This is a genomic window from Corynebacterium incognita (genome assembly GCF_014217255.1).
In the GTDB taxonomy this organism is placed as follows: Bacteria; Actinomycetota; Actinomycetes; order Mycobacteriales; family Mycobacteriaceae; genus Corynebacterium; species Corynebacterium incognitum.
The window spans coordinates 1,248,431-1,267,231 of sequence record NZ_CP059404.1 but is presented as its reverse complement, the minus strand read 5'-3'; the positions used below and the strand labels follow the sequence as shown (position 1 = coordinate 1,267,231).

The following is an 18,801-nucleotide window of genomic DNA, read 5'->3' as shown; positions in this document are numbered from 1 at the left end:
ACTTTTCTTGAGGAGTGACCTGCATGGAATTCGAGGGCCTGACAGTCAAGCTCACCAACGGCACGACCCTTTACTTCCGAGCCGGCGCCGATGTGGGCGACAACCGAAACCGGATCGACCTTTTGCGCGAAGCCATTGACACCGCCAGTGTTTTTCGCAGCACTGATATCAACGGCACCGAGCACGCCATCGATCCCGCCGATATTGAGCACTACTTCCTCGGCTAAAACGGTATGTCTTGGAGCTCGCCCTTCGGGGCGGGCTCCTTTTTTGCTACCTCATTTCTCTGGTTAATCTTCGCCGCCACGGTCTGCACCCACCGCTTATTCTTCGGGGCCATGGGGCCGGTGGGCTCGGTGGCCGCCCAGGTGCCGTCTTCAAAGAGCCACACGACGTCGCCAGTCACGGGATCCGCAAGGTAGTGCGCCCGCCCATCGGTTTTGATGTTGTGGTGGTGTTGGCAGAGGCTGAAGAGATTGTCTGGGTGAGTAGCACCTCCGTCCGCGTAATTGATTCGATGGTCCTTCTGGCAACGGTGTGCGGGACGCTCGCACCCCGGCCAGCGACAGGTGCCGTCGCGGCCCTCGATGAACGCCTCCATGACGGGTGGGGTGCGGTAACCGCGGGCAACTGGGAAGGTATCCAACTTTCGGGTATGCGTGAACGCCATCTCGTCGGCAACGCCGAATCCCGGGATGACGGTGGGCGCGCCCTCGACGTCGACAGCCTTGAAGGTGTGGAGCACAACCCGGGCCGGAGGCTTCGCATTGCCCGTAAGTAGCTGAATCATCGCTTCCGCGCGGGAGAGCTTGTTGGCGTTAGCCGTGTCCTCAATGTGCTTATCTACGAGCGCCGCGGTAGCAACATCCAACTCAAGGGACAGTGTTGCGGAGTTTCCCCACACGTCGCAGAAGTAACGAGGTTTCGGTGCCTCCTCAGGTTCAATGTGGCCACGGAGCAGCTCTTTGAGCTTGTTACGGATCATCGCCCGCGAAGGCAGAATTTGGTTGGGCTTGGTCGGGGTCAGGAAGGAGACGAGCTGCCTATCCATCTGATCCAAAAGCTCCTTTTTTGGCGTTCCCAACTTCGCCAGCGTTTGGTCGATGGTGATAAGCCGGTCAAGGTCTAGAAGCAAAAAGTCTTGGAACTCGGCCAACTGCGGCAACTGCCGCAGACGAAACAGCGCCATGATGATAGCGCTAACCTTGCGTGGGGAATGGCCTGTTGCCACCGCCAACGTCGTGCAGCACACATCAAAATCGTCTTCTGGATGTGGCAGGTTGTCCATCCAGAACTGAAACTCCGCTCTGCGCAGCTCCGCATAGGCAACGGTTACGGGGTTTAGTGGATTGTTGGGGGCATAATAATTGATCATGTCCAGGTCTCTCACTCGAGGATATGGTCAGTACAAAACAGACTCGAACGCCTGTTTGCCCAACACCCTATAACACCCCCTAGACATCAACGCTGACCTGCGCAAACATGCAAAAAGAGGCAGCTACTTAACGTAGCCGCCGGGTTAAGTAGCAAAAAGTGTGTCCAGTAAACCGTGATACATGCTGGTAAGAGTAGATAAATCAGGGTGGAATAACGTCTGCGGCGTTATTCCACCTCCGTTTTCGTTCAATACCGGGATCTGACGAGCTGGTGTGGTAAGCGGATCTTGTTTGCTAGTTCGGTGACTACAAACAGACCACGATGTCCCGGTTGTGCAGGGGCGATGAAGAAAAACGGCACAACAAAAGCAGGCAAAACCCGCTGGCGCTGCACCGCACCCAGCTGCGGACAATCCCTGACACGTTCCAGGACGGATAAGCGCCACACCCAAGATTTCCTCGATTTCCACGCCTACGTCACCGCGCATAAAACGCTTAGCGCCATCGCTCAGGAACGTGGGCTAAGCAGGTGGAGTATGGATCGACGCTTCCGGCCGTTGTGGCTTATCGACATCCCCAACACGGTCGACCCGGAACGCATCTTTGACCAGGTCTTTATCGACGGCACCTACACCGCCGCAGGATGCCTGCTTATCGCCGCTACCCGCACCCATGTCATCACCTGGCACTGGGCGAAAGCCGAATCAACACAGGCCTACCTAGAACTGCTCAGCCAACTAGCGCCGCCGCTATGCGTTGTCATGGACGGCGGACGCGGCGCATATAGCGCGATTAAAAAGCTGTGGCCCAACACCAAAATTCAACGCTGCCTCGTCCACGCACAACGCGTCGTACGCCGCTACACCACCAGCCGGCCACGCACCCCTGCAGGACAAGCCATCTACCAACTAGCACTACAGCTCACCGCTGTTTCTACAGCGGAACAAGCAGCGCAATGGACAGTCCACCTACACGAATACGGGCAGGTCTACCACGACTTCCTCAACGAAAAGACACCACTGCCCAAAGACCGACGCACCGCCACAAAAACCTGGGAATACACCCACCCACGCGTGCGCCAGGCCTACATGTCGTTGCTGAACCTATCGAAGAAAGGATTCTTGTTTACCTACATCGAACCCGACCCGAAATCCATCAACCCACAATGGGCATCGACGACAAACAGCCTGGAAGGAGCAATCAACTCCCAACTCAAGCTCTTAGCCCGAATACACAGAGGGCGTTCAGGAGAGCGACAACGGCGCATGCTCGAGTGGTGGCTGCACAGCAAAACGCAACTGCCTGACGACCCATTACAAATCGCCAGGCAGTGCAACTTCGGACTAGATCAACTCGCCAAAGTCAACGACCTAGAACCTGAAGACCACAACGCAGCCGACCAAGAAACCGGACGCCCAGCCTTCTACGACAACACTATCCCAGACACCTACGACCCCGACATCAGAATCCGGAAAGGCCCACTACGCTAACCCCCGATGCCGACGACACGCCGGCAGACACACTTTTTGCTACTTAACCCTAGCCGCCCCTTACTGTGGAGCATAGGAGAATCGAACTCCTGACCTTCTGCTTGCAAAGCAGATGCTCTACCAATTGAGCTAATGCCCCAGTGCCGTATAACTCTAGTCCTGCCCGCTCAATCTTCCAAAACCCCAGTACAGAGCGCTGCCAGACATAATGTCGCAACCTTTGGTAACAATGGGCATATGCCTAACCTCACCACTTTCAAGACACCAGACAAAGTAATCGACTTCCTCAATGACGGCTACCTCTTCGCAGGCAAGCTTCGTCGCCGTGCAGGTCTCTCCCCTGATTCCGAGACCCCCATTACCGTGTCTATGCTGGGTAAAAAGACGACCATTCTCCGCGGCGAGGAAGGAGTGCGCGCCTTCTACGACTCCGCACAGTTCGTCCGCAAAAACGCCATGCCTTCATTTGTGTCCGGACCGCTGTTCGGCAAGGGCGCCATCCACGGCCTCGACGGCGAAGCACACCGCGTGCGCAAGGAACAGATGATCGCGCAGGCATACGATGATTCCCGCGTCGCTGAGATTAAGCCCTTGCTCGCGGAAGAAGTAGAAAAGATGCTCCAGGAGTGGGAGACCAACGAGGGCAACGTCTACGACGACGCCGCTCGCGCATTCGGCCGTGCTGCATTTCGTTGGGCTGGGCTGCCTATGGACGAGGACGAGATGAACAAGCGCGCCGCGCAATACAGCCGCCTGCTCGACACATTCGGGCGTCCGGTGACCAATCCCGTTGCCTGGGTCGAGCGCAAGCGCCTCGATAGCTGGGCAGAGGGCGTCATCGAACAGATCCGTGCGGGCATCATGGAGGTTCCTGAGGGTTCCGTCGCCGCTAACGTCGCGGGCTTTGTGGACGAAAACGGTGAGCTTCTCGACGCCAAAACGGCCGGCATTGAGCTTCAAAACCTCACCCGCCCCACCGTTGCGGTGTCCCGCTTTGCGGCCTTCGCCGCAGCCGCGTTGGTGGAGAACCAGGCGTGGATCGAGCGGATTCGAAGCGCTGCCGGTGGGCAGCTTATCGACGTCCCTGAGGCCGTAGCGTTCGCACAAGAGGTTCGCCGTACCAAACCCTTCGTGCCCATGCTGCCCGCCATTGCCAAGGACGATACGGAAGTCTCTGGCTGTCCTATCCATAAGGGCCAGCGGGTGCTCATCGATATTCTCAACACGAACACCGGGCCCAAGTCGTGGCATGCCGCGGGCACCTTCGACCCGGAACGCTTCCTGGGCGTTGACGACTACGAGAGCATCGTCGGTTTCCTTCCCCAAGGCGGCATGGACGTGAAGACTGGACACCGCTGCCCCGGCGAGAAGATTGCCATCGCGGCGCTGTCCATCACCGTTGCCGCGCTTTGCCAACCCGAGATCAAGATTGCAGACGACCAGGAGGACCTCACCTTCGACTGGAAGCGCATACTCACGCGCCCGGAAACTGGTGTCCGCGTGAAGGTGCAGCGCTAAGGTCAAGCGAATATTTTGCGGTGTTGACCCCTTCGCGGCACTGGCGCTCAGAATCAAGGCCTTCGAAGGAGAAGCCGGCCTTCTCCGCCACGCGTCTCGATGCAGCGTTGTCAACGTCAGCCCACAAGTACAGGTTGTGGAATCTCCGTTCCCGCGCGATCTCAACGACTTGTTGTAGGGCCGCAGTTTGTAGCCCACTCCCCCGCGCCCACGGTGAGGTGCTGTAGCCGACGTCAGCAGTAGTGGCGTCGATAGCCCGAAGTTCAATGTTGCCGCAGTAGCGATCCCCAAACTCTGGTGTGGTGATGGCCCAGCGAGAGTCAGTGACTTCGCTTGCGAACTGTGTCGCCATCTCGCGCGTGTAGTTCGCAGGGATTGTCGTGAACCGCTGCGTATCGGCATCGATGCACGTGAGGTAAATATCGGGTTAAGTAGCAAAAAGTGTGTCCAGTAAACCGTGATACATGCTGGTAAGAGTAGATAAATCAGGGTGGAATAACGTCTGCGGCGTTATTCCACCTCCGTTTTCGTTCAATACCGGGATCTGACGAGCTGGTGTGGTAAGCGGATCTTGTTTGCTAGTTCGGTGACTACAAACAGACCACGATGTCCCGGTTGTGCAGGGGCGATGAAGAAAAACGGCACAACAAAAGCAGGCAAAACCCGCTGGCGCTGCACCGCACCCAGCTGCGGACAATCCCTGACACGTTCCAGGACGGATAAGCGCCACACCCAAGATTTCCTCGATTTCCACGCCTACGTCACCGCGCATAAAACGCTTAGCGCCATCGCTCAGGAACGTGGGCTAAGCAGGTGGAGTATGGATCGACGCTTCCGGCCGTTGTGGCTTATCGACATCCCCAACACGGTCGACCCGGAACGCATCTTTGACCAGGTCTTTATCGACGGCACCTACACCGCCGCAGGATGCCTGCTTATCGCCGCTACCCGCACCCATGTCATCACCTGGCACTGGGCGAAAGCCGAATCAACACAGGCCTACCTAGAACTGCTCAGCCAACTAGCGCCGCCGCTATGCGTTGTCATGGACGGCGGACGCGGCGCATATAGCGCGATTAAAAAGCTGTGGCCCAACACCAAAATTCAACGCTGCCTCGTCCACGCACAACGCGTCGTACGCCGCTACACCACCAGCCGGCCACGCACCCCTGCAGGACAAGCCATCTACCAACTAGCACTACAGCTCACCGCTGTTTCTACAGCGGAACAAGCAGCGCAATGGACAGTCCACCTACACGAATACGGGCAGGTCTACCACGACTTCCTCAACGAAAAGACACCACTGCCCAAAGACCGACGCACCGCCACAAAAACCTGGGAATACACCCACCCACGCGTGCGCCAGGCCTACATGTCGTTGCTGAACCTATCGAAGAAAGGATTCTTGTTTACCTACATCGAACCCGACCCGAAATCCATCAACCCACAATGGGCATCGACGACAAACAGCCTGGAAGGAGCAATCAACTCCCAACTCAAGCTCTTAGCCCGAATACACAGAGGGCGTTCAGGAGAGCGACAACGGCGCATGCTCGAGTGGTGGCTGCACAGCAAAACGCAACTGCCTGACGACCCATTACAAATCGCCAGGCAGTGCAACTTCGGACTAGATCAACTCGCCAAAGTCAACGACCTAGAACCTGAAGACCACAACGCAGCCGACCAAGAAACCGGACGCCCAGCCTTCTACGACAACACTATCCCAGACACCTACGACCCCGACATCAGAATCCGGAAAGGCCCACTACGCTAACCCCCGATGCCGACGACACGCCGGCAGACACACTTTTTGCTACTTAACCCTAAATATCCTCTGCATCATGAATAGTGATTGCACGTAGCTTCATAGTCTGAAAATACAAGAAACCTCGGACCATTGTCCGAGGTTTTACCTGTGGAGCATAGGAGAATCGAACTCCTGACCTTCTGCTTGCAAAGCAGATGCTCTACCAATTGAGCTAATGCCCCATTCGTTCCTGGTGGGCCTAGCTGGAATCGAACCAGCGACCTCATCGTTATCAGCGATGCGCTCTAACCGACTGAGCTATAGGCCCGCGCTTGGAACGAATATGAACTTTACATACCCATCGGCCACTATTACAAATCGCCTGGTCAGTAGCTATATTTAGGGCTACTGGTGAAGCTCTTCCTCCCACTCAATTTCCAGACCGCCGAAGAGGGCAACGACGGCGTTGTAAATGAGGGCGAGCAGGGGCGCCAGGATGGTCGTGGACACAGCACACACGGCGCCTAAGAGGGCGGCGGCAGAGAGCACGATGCCGTACGACAATGCGGAGGTGCCGCCGACCTCAGTGACGAGGCCGTTGATGGAGTCCCAGATGCCCGCCTGGTCCATGCCGAAGTACAGGATGGACACCGCGAGAAGCCAGGCAATGAGCCCCACGACGGAGAACGCGAGCCCAACGCGGAACGCGGAAAGCGGGCTAATCCGCGTGATGGTGAATTCTCGTCGCGCCATGGATTATTCGCCTTCCTTCAGGTCCTCGAGGGTCATCTCGCCCTTGGCAATGGCCTGGGCATTTTCCTCACCATCTTCCTCCACGTTGCGGTCAATCGCAAGGAGTTCGACGTCCTCAGAGAGGTTAACCAGACGCACGCCCATGGTGGCGCGGGACGACGGGCGGATTTGGTTGACTTCGGTTCGGATGACGCCGCCCACGGAGGTGATAGCGAAGATCTCGTCGTCCTCATCCACAGCGATGGCGCCGATGAGCTTTCCACGCTTCGGCGTGTACTTGAAAGTCATCACGCCCAGGCCGCCGCGGCCTTGCGTGGTGTACTCCTCGATGGCCGTGCGCTTGCCGTAGCCGCCGGAGGTGGCCACGAGAAGGAACTGGCCATCGCGGACCACAGACATGGACAGTAGCTGGTCGTCGCCGCGGAAACGCATGCCCTTCACGCCCGCGGTAGCGCGGCCCATCGGACGCAACTGGTCGTCGTCAGCGGTGAAACGGATGGCCTGGCCCTGCTCGGAGGTGAGCAGGATGTCGTCACCCTCGTCGACGAGTGAGGCGCCGATCAGCGCGTCACCCTCGTTGAGGTTGATGGCGATGAGGCCAGCGGATCGTGCGGACTCGTAGTCGGTGAGGCGGGACTTCTTCACGCGTCCCTGCTTGGTGGCGAGGACGAGGTAAGGAGCGTCCTCATAGGACTGAATCTGAATGACCTGTGCGATCTTCTCTTCCGGCTGGAACTCCAGCAGGTTAGCCACGTGCTGGCCACGTGCGGTGCGGCCCGCCTCGGGAAGCTCGTAGGCCTTGAGGCGGTAGACGCGACCGAAGTTGGTGAAGAACAAGATCCAGTCGTGCGTGGAGCAGACGAAGAAGTTCTTGACGATGTCGTCCTGCTTGAGCTCCGCGCCGCGCACGCCCTTGCCGCCGCGCTTTTGCGCCTTGTAGGAGTCCACCTTGGTGCGCTTGGCGTAGCCGGTCGCGGTGATAGTGACCACCACGTTCTCGCGGGCGATGAGGTCCTCGTCCGTGACGTCGCCGGAGGCGGCAACGATCTCGGTACGACGCTCGTCGCCGTACTTGTCGACAATTTCGGACAGCTCGTCCTTGACGATCTCACGCTGGCGCTCCTCGCGGGCGAGGATATCCTTGAGGTCGGCGATTTCGCGTTCGATTTCTTCCAACTCGTCAACGATCTTCTGGCGCTCCAGGGCGGCCAGGCGGCGCAGCTGCATCGCCAGGATGGCATCGGCCTGCTCGTTATCGACGTCGAGAAGCTCCTTCAAGCCCTCACGTGCCTCGTCCACGGTGGGCGAACGACGGATCAGAGCAATGACCTCGTCCAGCATATCCAGGGCCTTGACCAGGCCGCGGAGGATGTGGGCGCGCTTTTCGGCCTCGTCGAGGCGGTACTGGGTACGGCGCACGATGACCTCGATCTGGTGCGCGACGTAGAAGCGCAGCATCTGATCCAAGCGCAGGGTGCGCGGCACGCCATCGACGATGGACAGCATGTTCGCGCCGAAGGAGGTCTGGAGCTGGCTGTGCTTGTACAGGTTGTTGAGCACCACGCGGGCCACGGCGTCGCGCTTGAGGGTGACCACGATGCGCATGCCGACGCGGTCGGAGGACTCGTCCTCGATCTTGGAGATACCAGCAATCTTGCCGTTGGCCACGTGCTCCGCGATGGAGGCGACGAGGTTGTCCGGGTTGACCTGGTACGGCAGCTCCGTAATAACGATGGTCTGGCGGGAGCCGGACTCCTCGATGGAGGTCACGCCGCGCATGCGGATGGAGCCGCGGCCGGTGGTGTAGGCGTCGCGGATGCCGTTGTCGCCCACGATCTGGCCGGCGGTCGGGAAATCGGGACCCTTCACGAACTTCATGGCGGCCTCAAGGGTCTCCTCTTCGGAGGCCTCGGGGTTCTCGAGCATCCAGTAGATGGCGTCGGCAAGCTCGCCCAGGTTGTGCGGCGGGATGTTGGTGGCCATGCCGACGGCGATGCCGCCGGAACCGTTCATGAGCAGGTTCGGAACGCGCGAAGGCAGGACGTCAGGCTCCTGGGCCTTGCCGTCGTAGTTGGGCGAGAAGTCCACGACGTTTTCGCGGATATCGCGCACCATTTCCATAGCGAGCGGGGTCAGCTTGGACTCGGTATAACGCATGGCCGCAGGGCCGTCGTTGCCTGGGGAGCCGAAGTTACCCTGGCCGTCGACAAGCGGGTAACGCATTGCCCACGGCTGCGCCATACGCACCAAGGTGTCGTAGATCGCGGAGTCGCCGTGTGGGTGGTAGTTACCCATGGTGTCGGCGACCGGCTTGGCGGACTTCACGTAGGAACGCTCGGGGCGGTAGCCGTTGTCGTACATCGCGTAGAGGATGCGGCGGTGCACCGGCTTGAGGCCGTCGCGCACGTCCGGCAGGGCGCGGCCGACGATCACGGACATCGCGTAATCGATGTAGCTCTTTTCCATCTCATCGTTGATGTCGATGGGTTGAATTTGGTCGAACAGACCCTCGTTATTCTCGCTCATAACCGGCCATTTTACGCTATTCGGGCGTCTGCGGCGCTGTTAGACATGGAAGTGGTATCACAGTGGTATCATGCGGCTATGGCAATGACCCTTCGACTCACTGCGCAACAAGATCACGCGCTGACGGTGTTGGCGTCGGCGCTCGGCACCTCCAAACACGAGGCGGCGGTGCGCGCTATCGTGTCCACGGCCGCGCGAACGCTCAGTGATTCCCAGGTCCAGGAGCTCGCCAGAGAGCTTCTCGACGGCCGCGCCCACCTCGAGGCCGAAATCCGCCGGGCACGATCATGACGGCGGAGCAGTTGCTGCTGATTGCGCGCGAGTTTTGCGCGCGGCGGAACGTGGTAATCGTGGACTTTTCCGCGCTCGTCGCAGCTGCCGCCGTGGTGAATGCGAAGATCGATGGGATCGCGGTTCATGGAACGGCTGCCGAGCAGGTGCAGGCGCTGGAGAAGGTGATCGTAGCGCTGCGGCCGTTGAGTGACGGCAACGAAAAGTTTGCCCAATTGTGTTCTGCTGTGCTCACGCGGCATTGGGCGTCCAGGTAAATTGAGTCCTATGACTAAGAGAAAAAGGCTTGCAGCAGCACTGGTAGCAGTATCGTTAATCGGCGCTCCGACGGCGCATGCGTCGAGTGGATCGTCGCTCACGGGTTCTTCGCCTCTCGACATCGCGTTGATCGTCGGCGTGCCTGCGGCTGTGCTCTCTCAGGTCCCCACCCTATTGAAGCTCTACGGAATCGAGGTTTCCCGTGTCTAATCTTTCTCAGCTGCTCGAAGGCACCCGCCGCGCGCAGACCGTGAATGCACTCACCGAGTTTGTGGAGACCACCGTGTCCGAGCAGTCCGGACTCAGCGGCATGGCCATCAAGGGCGCCGTGGGCGCCGCGACGAAAGTTGACGCCGACATCGTGCCGAAGGGCGTCAACAAGGTTCTCCCCGGCCTGCTCGGCGATCTGGAGCCGTTGTGGCAGGAGTACCAGGGCGCGGGCGCCGCGGACTTTGGCACCTTTGTGGAGCCGCGCTCGGCGGAGGTAGCGAATTCGATCGTGGATACCGCCGACAAACTCGCAGAAAAGGCCCCGGGAAGCCTGGCAAAGGCCTACGGTTCCCTGCGGAACAAGGCTGCCAAGATTCTCGAGGCCAAGGTTCCCGATATCGCTCGGGTCATCGAAGCCCAGATGGGCTAGATGTCCAGGAAGCGGACGTCCTTCGCGCGGCGGGTGATGAACGAGCGTCGCGCGGCGACGTCGTCGCCCATGAGGATGGAGAACAGCTCGTCCGCGCGCTGGGCATCCTCGAGGTCGACGCGGCGCAGGATGCGCGTGGTCGGATCGAGCGTGGTCTCCCACAGCTCGTTCGGGTTCATCTCACCCAGACCCTTGTAGCGCTGAATGCCGTCGTCCTTGTTGATCTTGCGGCCGGCGTTCAGGCCCTCCTCGAGCTGCTGGTCGCGCTCGGCGTCGGAGAAGGCGTAGCCCGGCTCGCCCTTGCCCCACTTGAGCTTGTAGAGCGGCGGATTAGCCAGGTAGACGTGGCCTTCCTCAACGAGCTGGGGCATGAAACGGAACAGCAGCGTCAGCAGCAGCGTCGCGATGTGCTGGCCGTCGACGTCGGCGTCGGCCATCAGCACGATCTTGTGGTAGCGCAGCTTGGTGATGTCGAATTCCTCGTGGATGCCGGTGCCCAGCGCGGTGATGATGGCGCCGACCTCGTTGTTCTTGAGGATCTTGTCCATGCGCGCCTTCTCCACGTTGAGGATCTTGCCGCGCAGCGGCAGGATGGCCTGGAACATGGAGTCACGGCCCTGCTTCGCGGAGCCACCTGCGGAGTCACCCTCCACGATGAACAGCTCGGACTTCACGGGGTCCTTGGAGCGGCAGTCCGCAAGCTTGCCGGGCAGGCCGCCGAGATCGTTGGCGGACTTGCGGCGCACCATCTCGCGCGCCTTACGTGCGGCGATGCGGGCCTGGGACGATGCGACAGCCTTGTTGACGATAGCCTTGGCCTCCGCCGGGTTAGCGTCGAACCAGTCGGCCACGTTCTCGTTGACCGCGCGCTGCACGAAGCCCTTGATCTCGGAATTGCCCAGCTTGGTCTTAGTCTGACCCTCGAACTGCGGGTCACTCACCTTCACGGACACGACGGCAGCCAGGCCCTCGCGGCAGTCCTCGCCGGAGAGGTTGCCATCCTTTTCTTTGATGAGCTTATGGTCGCGGGCGTAGCGATTCATGATCGTCGTCAGTGCCGCGCGGAAGCCCTCTTCGTGGGTGCCGCCCTCGTGGGTGTTAATCGTGTTGGCAAAGGTGTGGACGGACTCCTTGTAGCCCTGGTTCCATTGCAACGCGATCTCCACTTCGTGGTCCTCGCCTTTCGCCTCGAAGGAGACGATGGTTGGGTGGATCGAGGTCTTGGACTTGTTGAGGTAGTTGACGTAGTCCACCAAACCCTCTGGGTAGTGGTAGGTCACTTCCTTCTTGGCGTCCTTGTCGGAGATGTTTTCATCGTCGAAGGAATCCACAGACTCGGCGGTCTCGCCCTCGTCGGCGATGGCCTCGAGCTTGACCTGCTCGGCAGTCACGCGCTCGTCGATAAGCGTGATGGTCAGGCCCTTGTTGAGGAAGGCCATTTCCTGCAGGCGGCGAGCAATGGTGTCGTAATCAAAGCTGGTGGTCTCAAAGATTTCGGCGTCCGGCCAGAAGCGGATGGTGGTGCCGGTGCCGCGGGCGTTGCCGCCTTCGATGAGGTCGTCGGGGATCGCGTTGTTGAAGTTTTGCGTCCAGTGCTTGCCGTCGCGCTTGATTTCGGCCTCGACGCGGGTGGACAGGGCGTTCACCACGGAGATGCCGACGCCGTGCAGGCCACCGGACACTGCGTAAGAATCGGAGTCGAACTTGCCGCCGGCGTGCAGCTGGGTCATAACCACCTGGACGGTGGGCATACCGGAGGCGTGCATGGACACGGGGATGCCACGGCCGTCGTCGATGACCTCGACGCCGCCGTCCTCCAGCAGACGCACGGTCACCTTGGAGGCGTAACCTGCCATGGCCTCGTCGACGGAGTTGTCAACAACCTCCCAGATGAGGTGGTGCAAACCACGGGATCCGGTCGAGCCGATGTACATACCCGGGCGCTTCCGGACCGCCTCAAGACCTTCCAGGATTGTGATCGATGAAGCGTCGTAATTTGGTTGAGTATCAGCCACGGAACTCGTGTACTCCTTCAATAATTTTCATTCTAAGACTCCCGCTATTCTACACCGTGGGGACCTACTTGAGCGCATTTCACACACCTTAGAGCGCCGTAGAATGCGCTTTTAGCCGTAGGTGTCTCGTGGGCCGCGACCCTTTACATGGAGCTTGCCCTTGCGCCAGGACGGAATATTAGGCACAAATAGCTTCAATTGAGTGAAGTTATCGGGACCCACCTTGTCTGCGATTTTGTGCAGGATCTGTCGCTGCATATAACCAAGGTTGGTCTTCCACGCCGTGGAGTCGCACTCAATATAAATGACCGTGTTGTCAATGCGGTCCACGCGGGTGTGCTGCGCAATCTTCTCGCCCACGATATCCGGCCACTGCTCCAGGATGATCCCCTGCGCCAGGCCTTCTTCCCAATGCTCGGTGCGGATGGTTTTCTTGAGAGCCGAGCCCAGCGACGGCACGGTGTGCGGCCGACGCCGCGGACGGCCATCCGGCCCAGTAGGAATACCGCGGGTGCGCAGTGGCATCGGCTCCTCGAGCCCCGGGATGATGACTCGCGCCCTGGTAAGCTGCAACTGCTTGCGCGACGGCCGGTTCAGGTGCGGCGGGTTCGGAATCCGCTTGCGCACGGTCTCAAACGCTGCGGTGATGAGATCCTCCATCACTCGATCACCGATACCCTGCCGGAATCCGTGTCTTTCACGCCAATATCGAAGCGGGTGCTGTCCGGGAGGTTATCCGGGAGATCCTCGTTGACGGCTGCGGTGATGAGCACCTGCTCGACGTCGTGGGTCATGGCGGCAAGCTTCTGACGACGCCGTGCGTCCAACTCGGCGAAAACATCGTCGAGGATGAGGATCGGCTGCGATCCTTCAGATAACACGTGGAATTCTGCCAATCGCAGCGCGATGGCGTAGGACCAGGTCTCACCGTGGCTGGCGAAGCCTTTGGCCGGCTGGGTCCCCAGGTGCAGGAGTAGGTCGTCGCGATGCGGCCCGACCAGCGAGGTTCCGCGATCGATCTCCTTGCTTCTCGCCTGTCCGAGTTCCGCGAGCAACAAAGCCTCGAGGACCTCCCGGTCGTCGGTAGCGATGGTGGACTTGTATTCCACCGTCGCGGGACGCGACTCAGGCGCGAGACCGTGATAGGCCTGGGGCACTAATTCCACGAGGTCGTCGACAAGCTCCAGGCGGTGCTTCACCACTTGTGCCCCCAGGTGCGCGAGCTGCGCGTCCCACACGTCCAAGGTGGCGAGTGCCGCGGAGCCCTCGACGTCCGAGTACCCGCGGCGCAAGCTTGCCGACGCCGACTTCAGTAACGCATTGCGCTGCTTCAGCACGCGATCGTAGTCCGCCTTGATGCCCGCCTGACGCGGGAAGCGCGAGGCGATGATGTGATCGAGGTAGCGGCGGCGCTGCGCGGGTTCGCCGCGCACGAGGGCGAGATCCTCCGGGGAAAAGAGCACGGTTTTTACTACTCCGAGGAGTTCCCGTTGCGTGGAGAGTCGCGTGCGGTTGATTTGTGCCTGGTTGCCGGCGTGCGGCTTGATGAGCAGATGGCCGGTGAGTTCCCTCCCCTCGTTGACCGCGGTGAGGGAAATTCGGGCGTTGTCTGCGCCTTGACGGACCAACGGCGCGTCGTGGTTGACGCGATGTGACGCCAGGTGCGCCATGTAGCCCACGGCTTCGACGATATTGGTCTTGCCGTAACCGTTCCTGCCCACGAACAACGTGACTCCCGGCTTGAGCTCTAAGCGCAGCTCAGGCCACGAACGGAAGTCACGTAAATCGAGCGAGCGAATAAACATTTAGCCTGGCAGGCGCACCGGCATCAGCAGGTAGGTGAAATCTACCTCGGGCGACGGGAAGTTGCCGTCCTCGTCGGCCTCCGGCAGATCCTCCGGCTCCGGGATCATGATCGCGGGTCGTGAGGGCTCGGTGAAGCCGAACACGACGCGGTCAGTGTGGACGACGCCCAGGCCGTCACGCAGGTAGGTGGGGTTGAAAGCGATGATGAGCTCGTCGCGGCCAGTGAAGGCGCACGGCAGTGCTTCCTCGGCGTTACCGGAATCCGAGCTTCCCGCGGAAAGGACGACTTGGCCTTCGGTGAAGTGCATGCGAATTTGCGCATTGCGGTCCGTCAGCAAAGACACGCGGCGGATAGCTTCCTGCAGCGGAGCGATCTCCACGGATGCGATCGAGGTGTGGCTCTTCGGCAGCAGCGGCGCGATGTTCGGGAAGTCGGCGTCGAGCATGCGCGCGGTGGTCTGGCGAGAGCGGGCATGGAGACCAAACAGGCCGTCGCCACCGAGGTTGTCACCGGTGCCGACCGCGATCTCGATGGGATCATTGAGCGAGGTGTCCAAGGAATTCGCGGCGTCCTGAAGAGTTTTCGCGGGGACCAGCAGCTTGGCGGAGACGTCGCCTGCGGTGGGCTCCCACTCGACGTTGCGGATGGCCAGGCGGAAACGGTCAGTCGCGGTGAAGCGCAAGGACTGACCGTCGATTTCCATGTGGATGCCCGTGAGCATCGGCAGCGTGTCATCGCGGCCGGCGGCGGAGGCCACCTGCTTGATGGCTTCCTGGAACAGCGCCGGGTTGATCGTGCCGGTGACCTCCGGGAGCTCCGGGAGCTGCGGGTAATCATCGAGCGGGATGAGAGGGAGCTCGAAGCGGGAAGAACCACAAGTCACCAGCGCGATCTTCTCGTCGACCTCGAAGTCCACTGGCTTATTAGGCAAGGAGTTGACGATTTCGGAGATGAGTTTGCCGGCGACTGCGAAGCGTCCCGGCTGGGCGATCTCGGCGGCGAGGCGCTCTTTGGTGGAGACCTCGTAGTCGAAGCCCGCGAACTCCAGGCCCTCATCGTCGGCGGTAATCACCATCGCGCGAAGAACAGGTTGCGTGACCTTGGTGGGCAGAGAACGTGCAACCCAGCCGACTGCAGCAGCCAGATCATCCTTGGCTACGCGAAATGAGACGTTTGAGTTCATGTAAGTTCTTCCGCTCCTTGTTCGCCTGATTCTTACTCTTACAACTTACAACATTGGCCAGACATGAGATCGCGGGCGGTTCTTTCACACATCCCATTTCTCCCAAGAAAACCAAGTTTGATCAGTAGTAACAGTAATAAGTGGTGTGGAAGCTGTGGGATCTTCGATCTTGGTGCAGGTAGTGGTGGCTTTTGTGGGTGTTGGTTGTCCTGTGATCAAAATGTGTAATTCTGCCTCGCGGTGTGGATAACAAAGTCGGGTGTCGAGTTCTCCACAGGTGTGCCGGATTTGTTCACTGATTGATCACAGCGCTCCCCACAGGGAATCAGTGCATGTGAAAAGCCCTTTTGTGGGCAAGCTCATGAATTACATCGGCGTAATTACACAGGTGTGGACAACCCTGTGGATAAAAAAAGACCTTCCCAACACGGGGAAGGTCAGCGGGCTATTGGCCCCTAGTTTTTATCATCTGCGTGAGCGTTTGAATCTCATCGTAGGTGTTGCGGTTTTCTGTCATTTCCTTGCGGATCTTGCGCTCCGCGTAAATGACCGTGGTGTGGTCCTTACCGCCGAACTCCTCGCCAATCTTGGGCAGGGAAAGTTCGGTGAGTTCACGGCACAGATACATCGCGAGCTGGCGGGCGTGCGAGATGGCCCGCTTCTTGCCGGTGCCGGTGAGGGTGGAGACGTCGAGGTTGAAGAACTCCGCGGTCGTCTCGATGATTGCTCCGGCCGTGATGTTGAAGGCCCCGGACTCCGGTGCGAGATCCCGCAGGGCAATTTCTGCCATTTCCATGCTGATGGGTTCGTTGACCAAGGAGGAGTAGGCGGATACGCGGATTAGCGCGCCTTCGAGTTCGCGGATGGAGGTCTCGAAGCGAGAAGCGATGAGCTCCAGGACCGAGCGATCAATGCGAGTGCCGTCCGCGGCAGCTTTCTTCATGAGGATGGCGATGCGGGTTTCCAGGTCCGGCGGCTGGATGTCTGTGATCAATCCACCTTCGAATCGGGTTCGCAGGCGATCCTCAAGCGTGGTCAGCTGCTTGGTGGGGCGATCGGAGGACAAAATGATCTGCTTGTTCGCCTGGTGCAGCGCGTTGAAGGTGTGGAAGAACTCCTCCTGGGTGGATTCTTTGCCTTCGAGGAACTGGACGTCGTCGACCATGAGGATGTCTAGGTTGCGGTAGCGCCGCTTGAAAGACTCCTGGCGGTCATCGCGCATGGAGTTGATGAAGTCGTTCGTGAATTCTTCACTGGAGACGTACTTGACACGCAGGTTCGGCTGTAGCACCTGGGCGTAATTGCCGGCGGCGTGCAGGAGGTGGGTTTTGCCCAGGCCGGAACCGCCCCAGATGAACAGCGGGTTATAGGCACGGGCGGGTTGCTCGGCGACGGCGACCGCCGCGCCGTGCGCGAAACGGTTGGAGGAGCCGATCACGAAGTTTTCAAACGTGTGCTTCGGGTTGAGCGACTTTTCCCGGTTGGAATCGTGTGCCGGAACCTCACGCGGCAAGCGGGCCGGCGGTGGAGTGTCCACAGGCTCCCACCCCTGTTCTGGGCCCGGATCGGGCTCGGAAGGTGTCTCCAGGGTAAATGCGACGGAGCACGGCCGCCCCATGTGATCACTGAGTGCCTTGGTGATGTGGACGGCCAGGCTGTCCTCGAGTACTTTCTTGGCGTCGGCGCTTTGGGTAGCGAGCAACGCGTAGCCGTCTGCTAGCAGGATTGGGCGCGTGAGCTGGAGATATGCGCGCTGAGTATGCGTGAAAGTAGGTACGGCGGAATCGGGGCGATCTGCTTGGTGAAGGAGATCCTCCACCACGGTTCGCCACGTGTGATCGAGAGTTGCAGCGCTGTCTGACACTATTGCTTCAGGCCTCGTTTTCCGGTCCGTAACGTGAAATTCACTGCTTCCTCCACACCCAAATTTACGGCGTTACCTTGTGCTCCACAGGGTTATCCACAGGTGTGAAAAAGCCATTTATCCACAGCCTAGTATGGGTGTTGTGGATAAACGAAATTGCGGGAAATTATTGGGTTATGCAGCGACAATGCGAAAACTCTCAACTGACAATTGAGGGTTATCCACAGATCGCTGGTACTAATTAGACATTGTTACCCGCGGAAGGCTCGCGATGTCTAACAATTGAAAACTCGGGTTTTATCCCGGATTCTTTACCCCATCCTTAACCGCAGGATGGATCCGGAAACACCCCGGTAACCTGCGCAAAAACACAGGCTTGTAATTCTGGGTGTACCCGAGTGTCGATTTGTTGGATGGGCCTACCCTCGCGTAATCTGTGATGGTCTATTGCAGCGCCAACGCTGTAGTGAAGTTCCGCCGCGCGCAACCGCGCAGGCAGCACATTATTCGCAGTGAGCAGCGCTCACTTTTAATTTGAGATTTCAAGGAGATTTACCGTGGCAAAGGGTAAACGGACTTTCCAGCCGAACAACCGTCGTCGCGCACGTAAGCACGGTTTCCGCACCCGCATGCGCACCCGCGCAGGCCGTGCGATTGTCGCTGCACGTCGCAAAAAGGGTCGTTCTAAGCTGACCGCTTAGTTTCGTGCTCGCACACCAACACAAGCTGTCCTCACCCGCGGAATTTTCCCGAGTGATGAAGGGCGGCACCAAGGCGGGTTCCCGCACAGTGGTGGTGCACGTCAGCCACAATCCGGCCGTGGATGCGTCCGGGCCGCGTTGTGGCCTTATTGTTTCGAAGGCCGTCGGGAATGCCGTGATTCGTCACCGCACCTCCCGGCGGCTTCGGCATGTTTTCATGAGCCTTACCCCGGGGTATCCGCCGACGCTTGACGTGGTCATTCGCGCGCTTGGTCCGGCGGGATCGGCGTCCAGTGAGGAGTTGCGTCGCGACGTCGAGAAGGCGCTGTCCAAGGCGGTCAAAAAGTCGTGACCTACCGCAACAGTGCCGGGGAAGAAATTCCGGAGGCCCGCGGCGTCGCCACGCTGGCGGTCAAGGTGCTGCGCGGCTACCAAAGGTATCTCTCACCCCTTAAGATGGTGTCGACGTGTCGTTTCGAACCGACGTGCAGCGCCTACGCGCTGGAAGCATATAGTCGCAATGGTGTTCTTCGCGGTACCGCACTGTCGGTAGCGCGGCTAGCCAAGTGCGGTCCATGGCACCCGGGTGGGTTCGATCCGGTTGCTGAAGTAATCAAGACAGAGGAATAACT

The 18,801-nt window shown here is 59.5% G+C and carries 20 protein-coding genes and 3 tRNA genes; 11 read left to right on the top strand and 12 right to left on the bottom strand.

Going from position 1 to position 18,801, the window contains the following annotated elements:
- The first annotated feature begins 23 nt into the window (after positions 1 to 23).
- Entirely contained in the window at positions 24 to 227 is a 204-nt protein-coding gene (locus H0194_RS05825; protein ID WP_185175026.1) for a hypothetical protein, read from the top strand.
- On the opposite strand, the gene H0194_RS05820 is transcribed toward H0194_RS05825, so the two are convergent.
- A complete protein-coding gene (locus tag H0194_RS05820) occupies positions 224 to 1,375 on the bottom strand; it encodes an HNH endonuclease signature motif containing protein (RefSeq protein WP_185175025.1) in 1,152 nt (383 codons plus the stop codon). The two genes, H0194_RS05825 and H0194_RS05820, sit on opposite strands and share 4 nt — an antisense overlap.
- 303 nt (positions 1,376 to 1,678) lie before the next feature.
- Between H0194_RS05820 and H0194_RS05815 the strand changes: the two genes are divergently transcribed.
- Positions 1,679 to 2,866 carry an IS1249 family transposase gene (locus tag H0194_RS05815; RefSeq protein ID WP_185175023.1) on the top strand — a complete coding sequence of 396 codons (1,188 nt, stop codon included), beginning with the start codon at positions 1,679 to 1,681 and terminating at the stop codon, positions 2,864 to 2,866.
- A gap of 66 nt (positions 2,867 to 2,932) precedes the next feature.
- On the opposite strand, the gene H0194_RS05810 is transcribed toward H0194_RS05815, so the two are convergent.
- Positions 2,933 to 3,005: transfer RNA gene (locus tag H0194_RS05810), tRNA-Ala, on the bottom strand.
- Positions 3,006 to 3,103: 98 nt separating this feature from the next.
- Here H0194_RS05810 and H0194_RS05805 point away from each other — a divergent pair.
- Entirely contained in the window at positions 3,104 to 4,384 is a 1,281-nt protein-coding gene (locus H0194_RS05805; protein ID WP_185175024.1) for a cytochrome P450, read from the top strand.
- Here H0194_RS05805 and H0194_RS11170 read toward each other — a convergent pair.
- Positions 4,341 to 4,790, bottom strand: coding sequence for a GNAT family N-acetyltransferase (locus H0194_RS11170; RefSeq protein WP_425486464.1), 450 nt, complete (start codon positions 4,788 to 4,790; stop codon positions 4,341 to 4,343). The genes H0194_RS05805 and H0194_RS11170 overlap by 44 nt on opposite strands.
- A gap of 180 nt (positions 4,791 to 4,970) precedes the next feature.
- Between H0194_RS11170 and H0194_RS05795 the strand changes: the two genes are divergently transcribed.
- Positions 4,971 to 6,158, top strand: coding sequence for an IS1249 family transposase (locus tag H0194_RS05795; RefSeq protein WP_185175023.1), 1,188 nt, complete (start codon positions 4,971 to 4,973; stop codon positions 6,156 to 6,158).
- A 142-nt stretch (positions 6,159 to 6,300) separates the two neighbouring features.
- On the opposite strand, the gene H0194_RS05790 is transcribed toward H0194_RS05795, so the two are convergent.
- The 4 genes from H0194_RS05790 to gyrA all read right to left on the bottom strand — a co-directional run bounded on the left by H0194_RS05790 (position 6,301) and on the right by gyrA (position 9,410).
- A tRNA-Ala gene (locus tag H0194_RS05790) sits at positions 6,301 to 6,373 on the bottom strand.
- A 9-nt stretch (positions 6,374 to 6,382) separates the two neighbouring features.
- A tRNA-Ile gene (locus H0194_RS05785) sits at positions 6,383 to 6,459 on the bottom strand.
- Positions 6,460 to 6,536: 77 nt separating this feature from the next.
- The gene (locus H0194_RS05780) at positions 6,537 to 6,884 is read right to left on the bottom strand and encodes a DUF3566 domain-containing protein (protein WP_185175022.1); all 348 of its coding nucleotides are present in this window, start codon (positions 6,882 to 6,884) and stop codon (positions 6,537 to 6,539) included.
- A 3-nt stretch (positions 6,885 to 6,887) separates the two neighbouring features.
- Positions 6,888 to 9,410 carry a DNA gyrase subunit A gene (gene gyrA, locus H0194_RS05775; RefSeq protein ID WP_185175021.1) on the bottom strand — a complete coding sequence of 841 codons (2,523 nt, stop codon included), beginning with the start codon at positions 9,408 to 9,410 and terminating at the stop codon, positions 6,888 to 6,890.
- 78 nt (positions 9,411 to 9,488) lie between these two features.
- Here gyrA and H0194_RS05770 point away from each other — a divergent pair, with 78 nt between their 5' ends.
- From H0194_RS05770 to H0194_RS05755, 4 genes are read left to right on the top strand one after another with little or no spacing between them, the layout of a single operon-like run.
- Positions 9,489 to 9,701: a CopG family transcriptional regulator gene (locus tag H0194_RS05770; protein ID WP_185175020.1), complete on the top strand. Its 213-nt coding sequence runs from the start codon at positions 9,489 to 9,491 to the stop codon at positions 9,699 to 9,701.
- Positions 9,698 to 9,958 carry a cell filamentation protein Fic gene (locus H0194_RS05765; protein WP_185175019.1) on the top strand — a complete coding sequence of 87 codons (261 nt, stop codon included), beginning with the start codon at positions 9,698 to 9,700 and terminating at the stop codon, positions 9,956 to 9,958. Before H0194_RS05770 ends, H0194_RS05765 begins: the two co-directional genes overlap by 4 nt.
- 10 nt (positions 9,959 to 9,968) lie before the next feature.
- A complete protein-coding gene (locus H0194_RS05760) occupies positions 9,969 to 10,169 on the top strand; it encodes a hypothetical protein (protein WP_185175018.1) in 201 nt (66 codons plus the stop codon).
- Positions 10,162 to 10,599 carry a DUF6918 family protein gene (locus H0194_RS05755; RefSeq protein WP_185175017.1) on the top strand — a complete coding sequence of 146 codons (438 nt, stop codon included), beginning with the start codon at positions 10,162 to 10,164 and terminating at the stop codon, positions 10,597 to 10,599. Before H0194_RS05760 ends, H0194_RS05755 begins: the two co-directional genes overlap by 8 nt.
- Here the strand turns inward: H0194_RS05755 and gyrB are convergent.
- The 5 genes from gyrB to dnaA form a co-directional block, all read right to left on the bottom strand.
- A complete protein-coding gene (gene gyrB, locus H0194_RS05750) occupies positions 10,596 to 12,614 on the bottom strand; it encodes a DNA topoisomerase (ATP-hydrolyzing) subunit B (RefSeq protein ID WP_185175016.1) in 2,019 nt (672 codons plus the stop codon). The two genes, H0194_RS05755 and gyrB, sit on opposite strands and share 4 nt — an antisense overlap.
- 111 nt (positions 12,615 to 12,725) lie before the next feature.
- The gene (locus H0194_RS05745; RefSeq protein WP_185176911.1) at positions 12,726 to 13,274 is read right to left on the bottom strand and encodes a DciA family protein; all 549 of its coding nucleotides are present in this window, start codon (positions 13,272 to 13,274) and stop codon (positions 12,726 to 12,728) included.
- Positions 13,274 to 14,419 (bottom strand): DNA replication/repair protein RecF, encoded by a 1,146-nt coding sequence (gene recF / locus H0194_RS05740; RefSeq protein ID WP_185175015.1) that lies wholly within the window; start codon positions 14,417 to 14,419, stop codon positions 13,274 to 13,276. Before recF ends, H0194_RS05745 begins: the two co-directional genes overlap by 1 nt.
- Positions 14,420 to 15,604 carry a DNA polymerase III subunit beta gene (dnaN, locus tag H0194_RS05735; RefSeq protein WP_185175014.1) on the bottom strand — a complete coding sequence of 395 codons (1,185 nt, stop codon included), beginning with the start codon at positions 15,602 to 15,604 and terminating at the stop codon, positions 14,420 to 14,422.
- Between the two features lie 445 nt (positions 15,605 to 16,049).
- Entirely contained in the window at positions 16,050 to 17,468 is a 1,419-nt protein-coding gene (dnaA, locus tag H0194_RS05730; RefSeq protein ID WP_185175013.1) for a chromosomal replication initiator protein DnaA, read from the bottom strand.
- A gap of 557 nt (positions 17,469 to 18,025) precedes the next feature.
- Between dnaA and rpmH the strand changes: the two genes are divergently transcribed.
- From rpmH to yidD, 3 genes are read left to right on the top strand one after another with little or no spacing between them, the layout of a single operon-like run.
- Positions 18,026 to 18,169 carry a 50S ribosomal protein L34 gene (gene rpmH / locus H0194_RS05725; protein WP_185175012.1) on the top strand — a complete coding sequence of 48 codons (144 nt, stop codon included), beginning with the start codon at positions 18,026 to 18,028 and terminating at the stop codon, positions 18,167 to 18,169.
- A gap of 4 nt (positions 18,170 to 18,173) precedes the next feature.
- A complete protein-coding gene (gene rnpA / locus H0194_RS05720) occupies positions 18,174 to 18,521 on the top strand; it encodes a ribonuclease P protein component (RefSeq protein WP_185175011.1) in 348 nt (115 codons plus the stop codon).
- A gap of 26 nt (positions 18,522 to 18,547) precedes the next feature.
- A complete protein-coding gene (yidD, locus tag H0194_RS05715; protein ID WP_246389145.1) occupies positions 18,548 to 18,799 on the top strand; it encodes a membrane protein insertion efficiency factor YidD in 252 nt (83 codons plus the stop codon).
- The last annotated feature ends 2 nt before the right edge of the window (positions 18,800 to 18,801 follow it).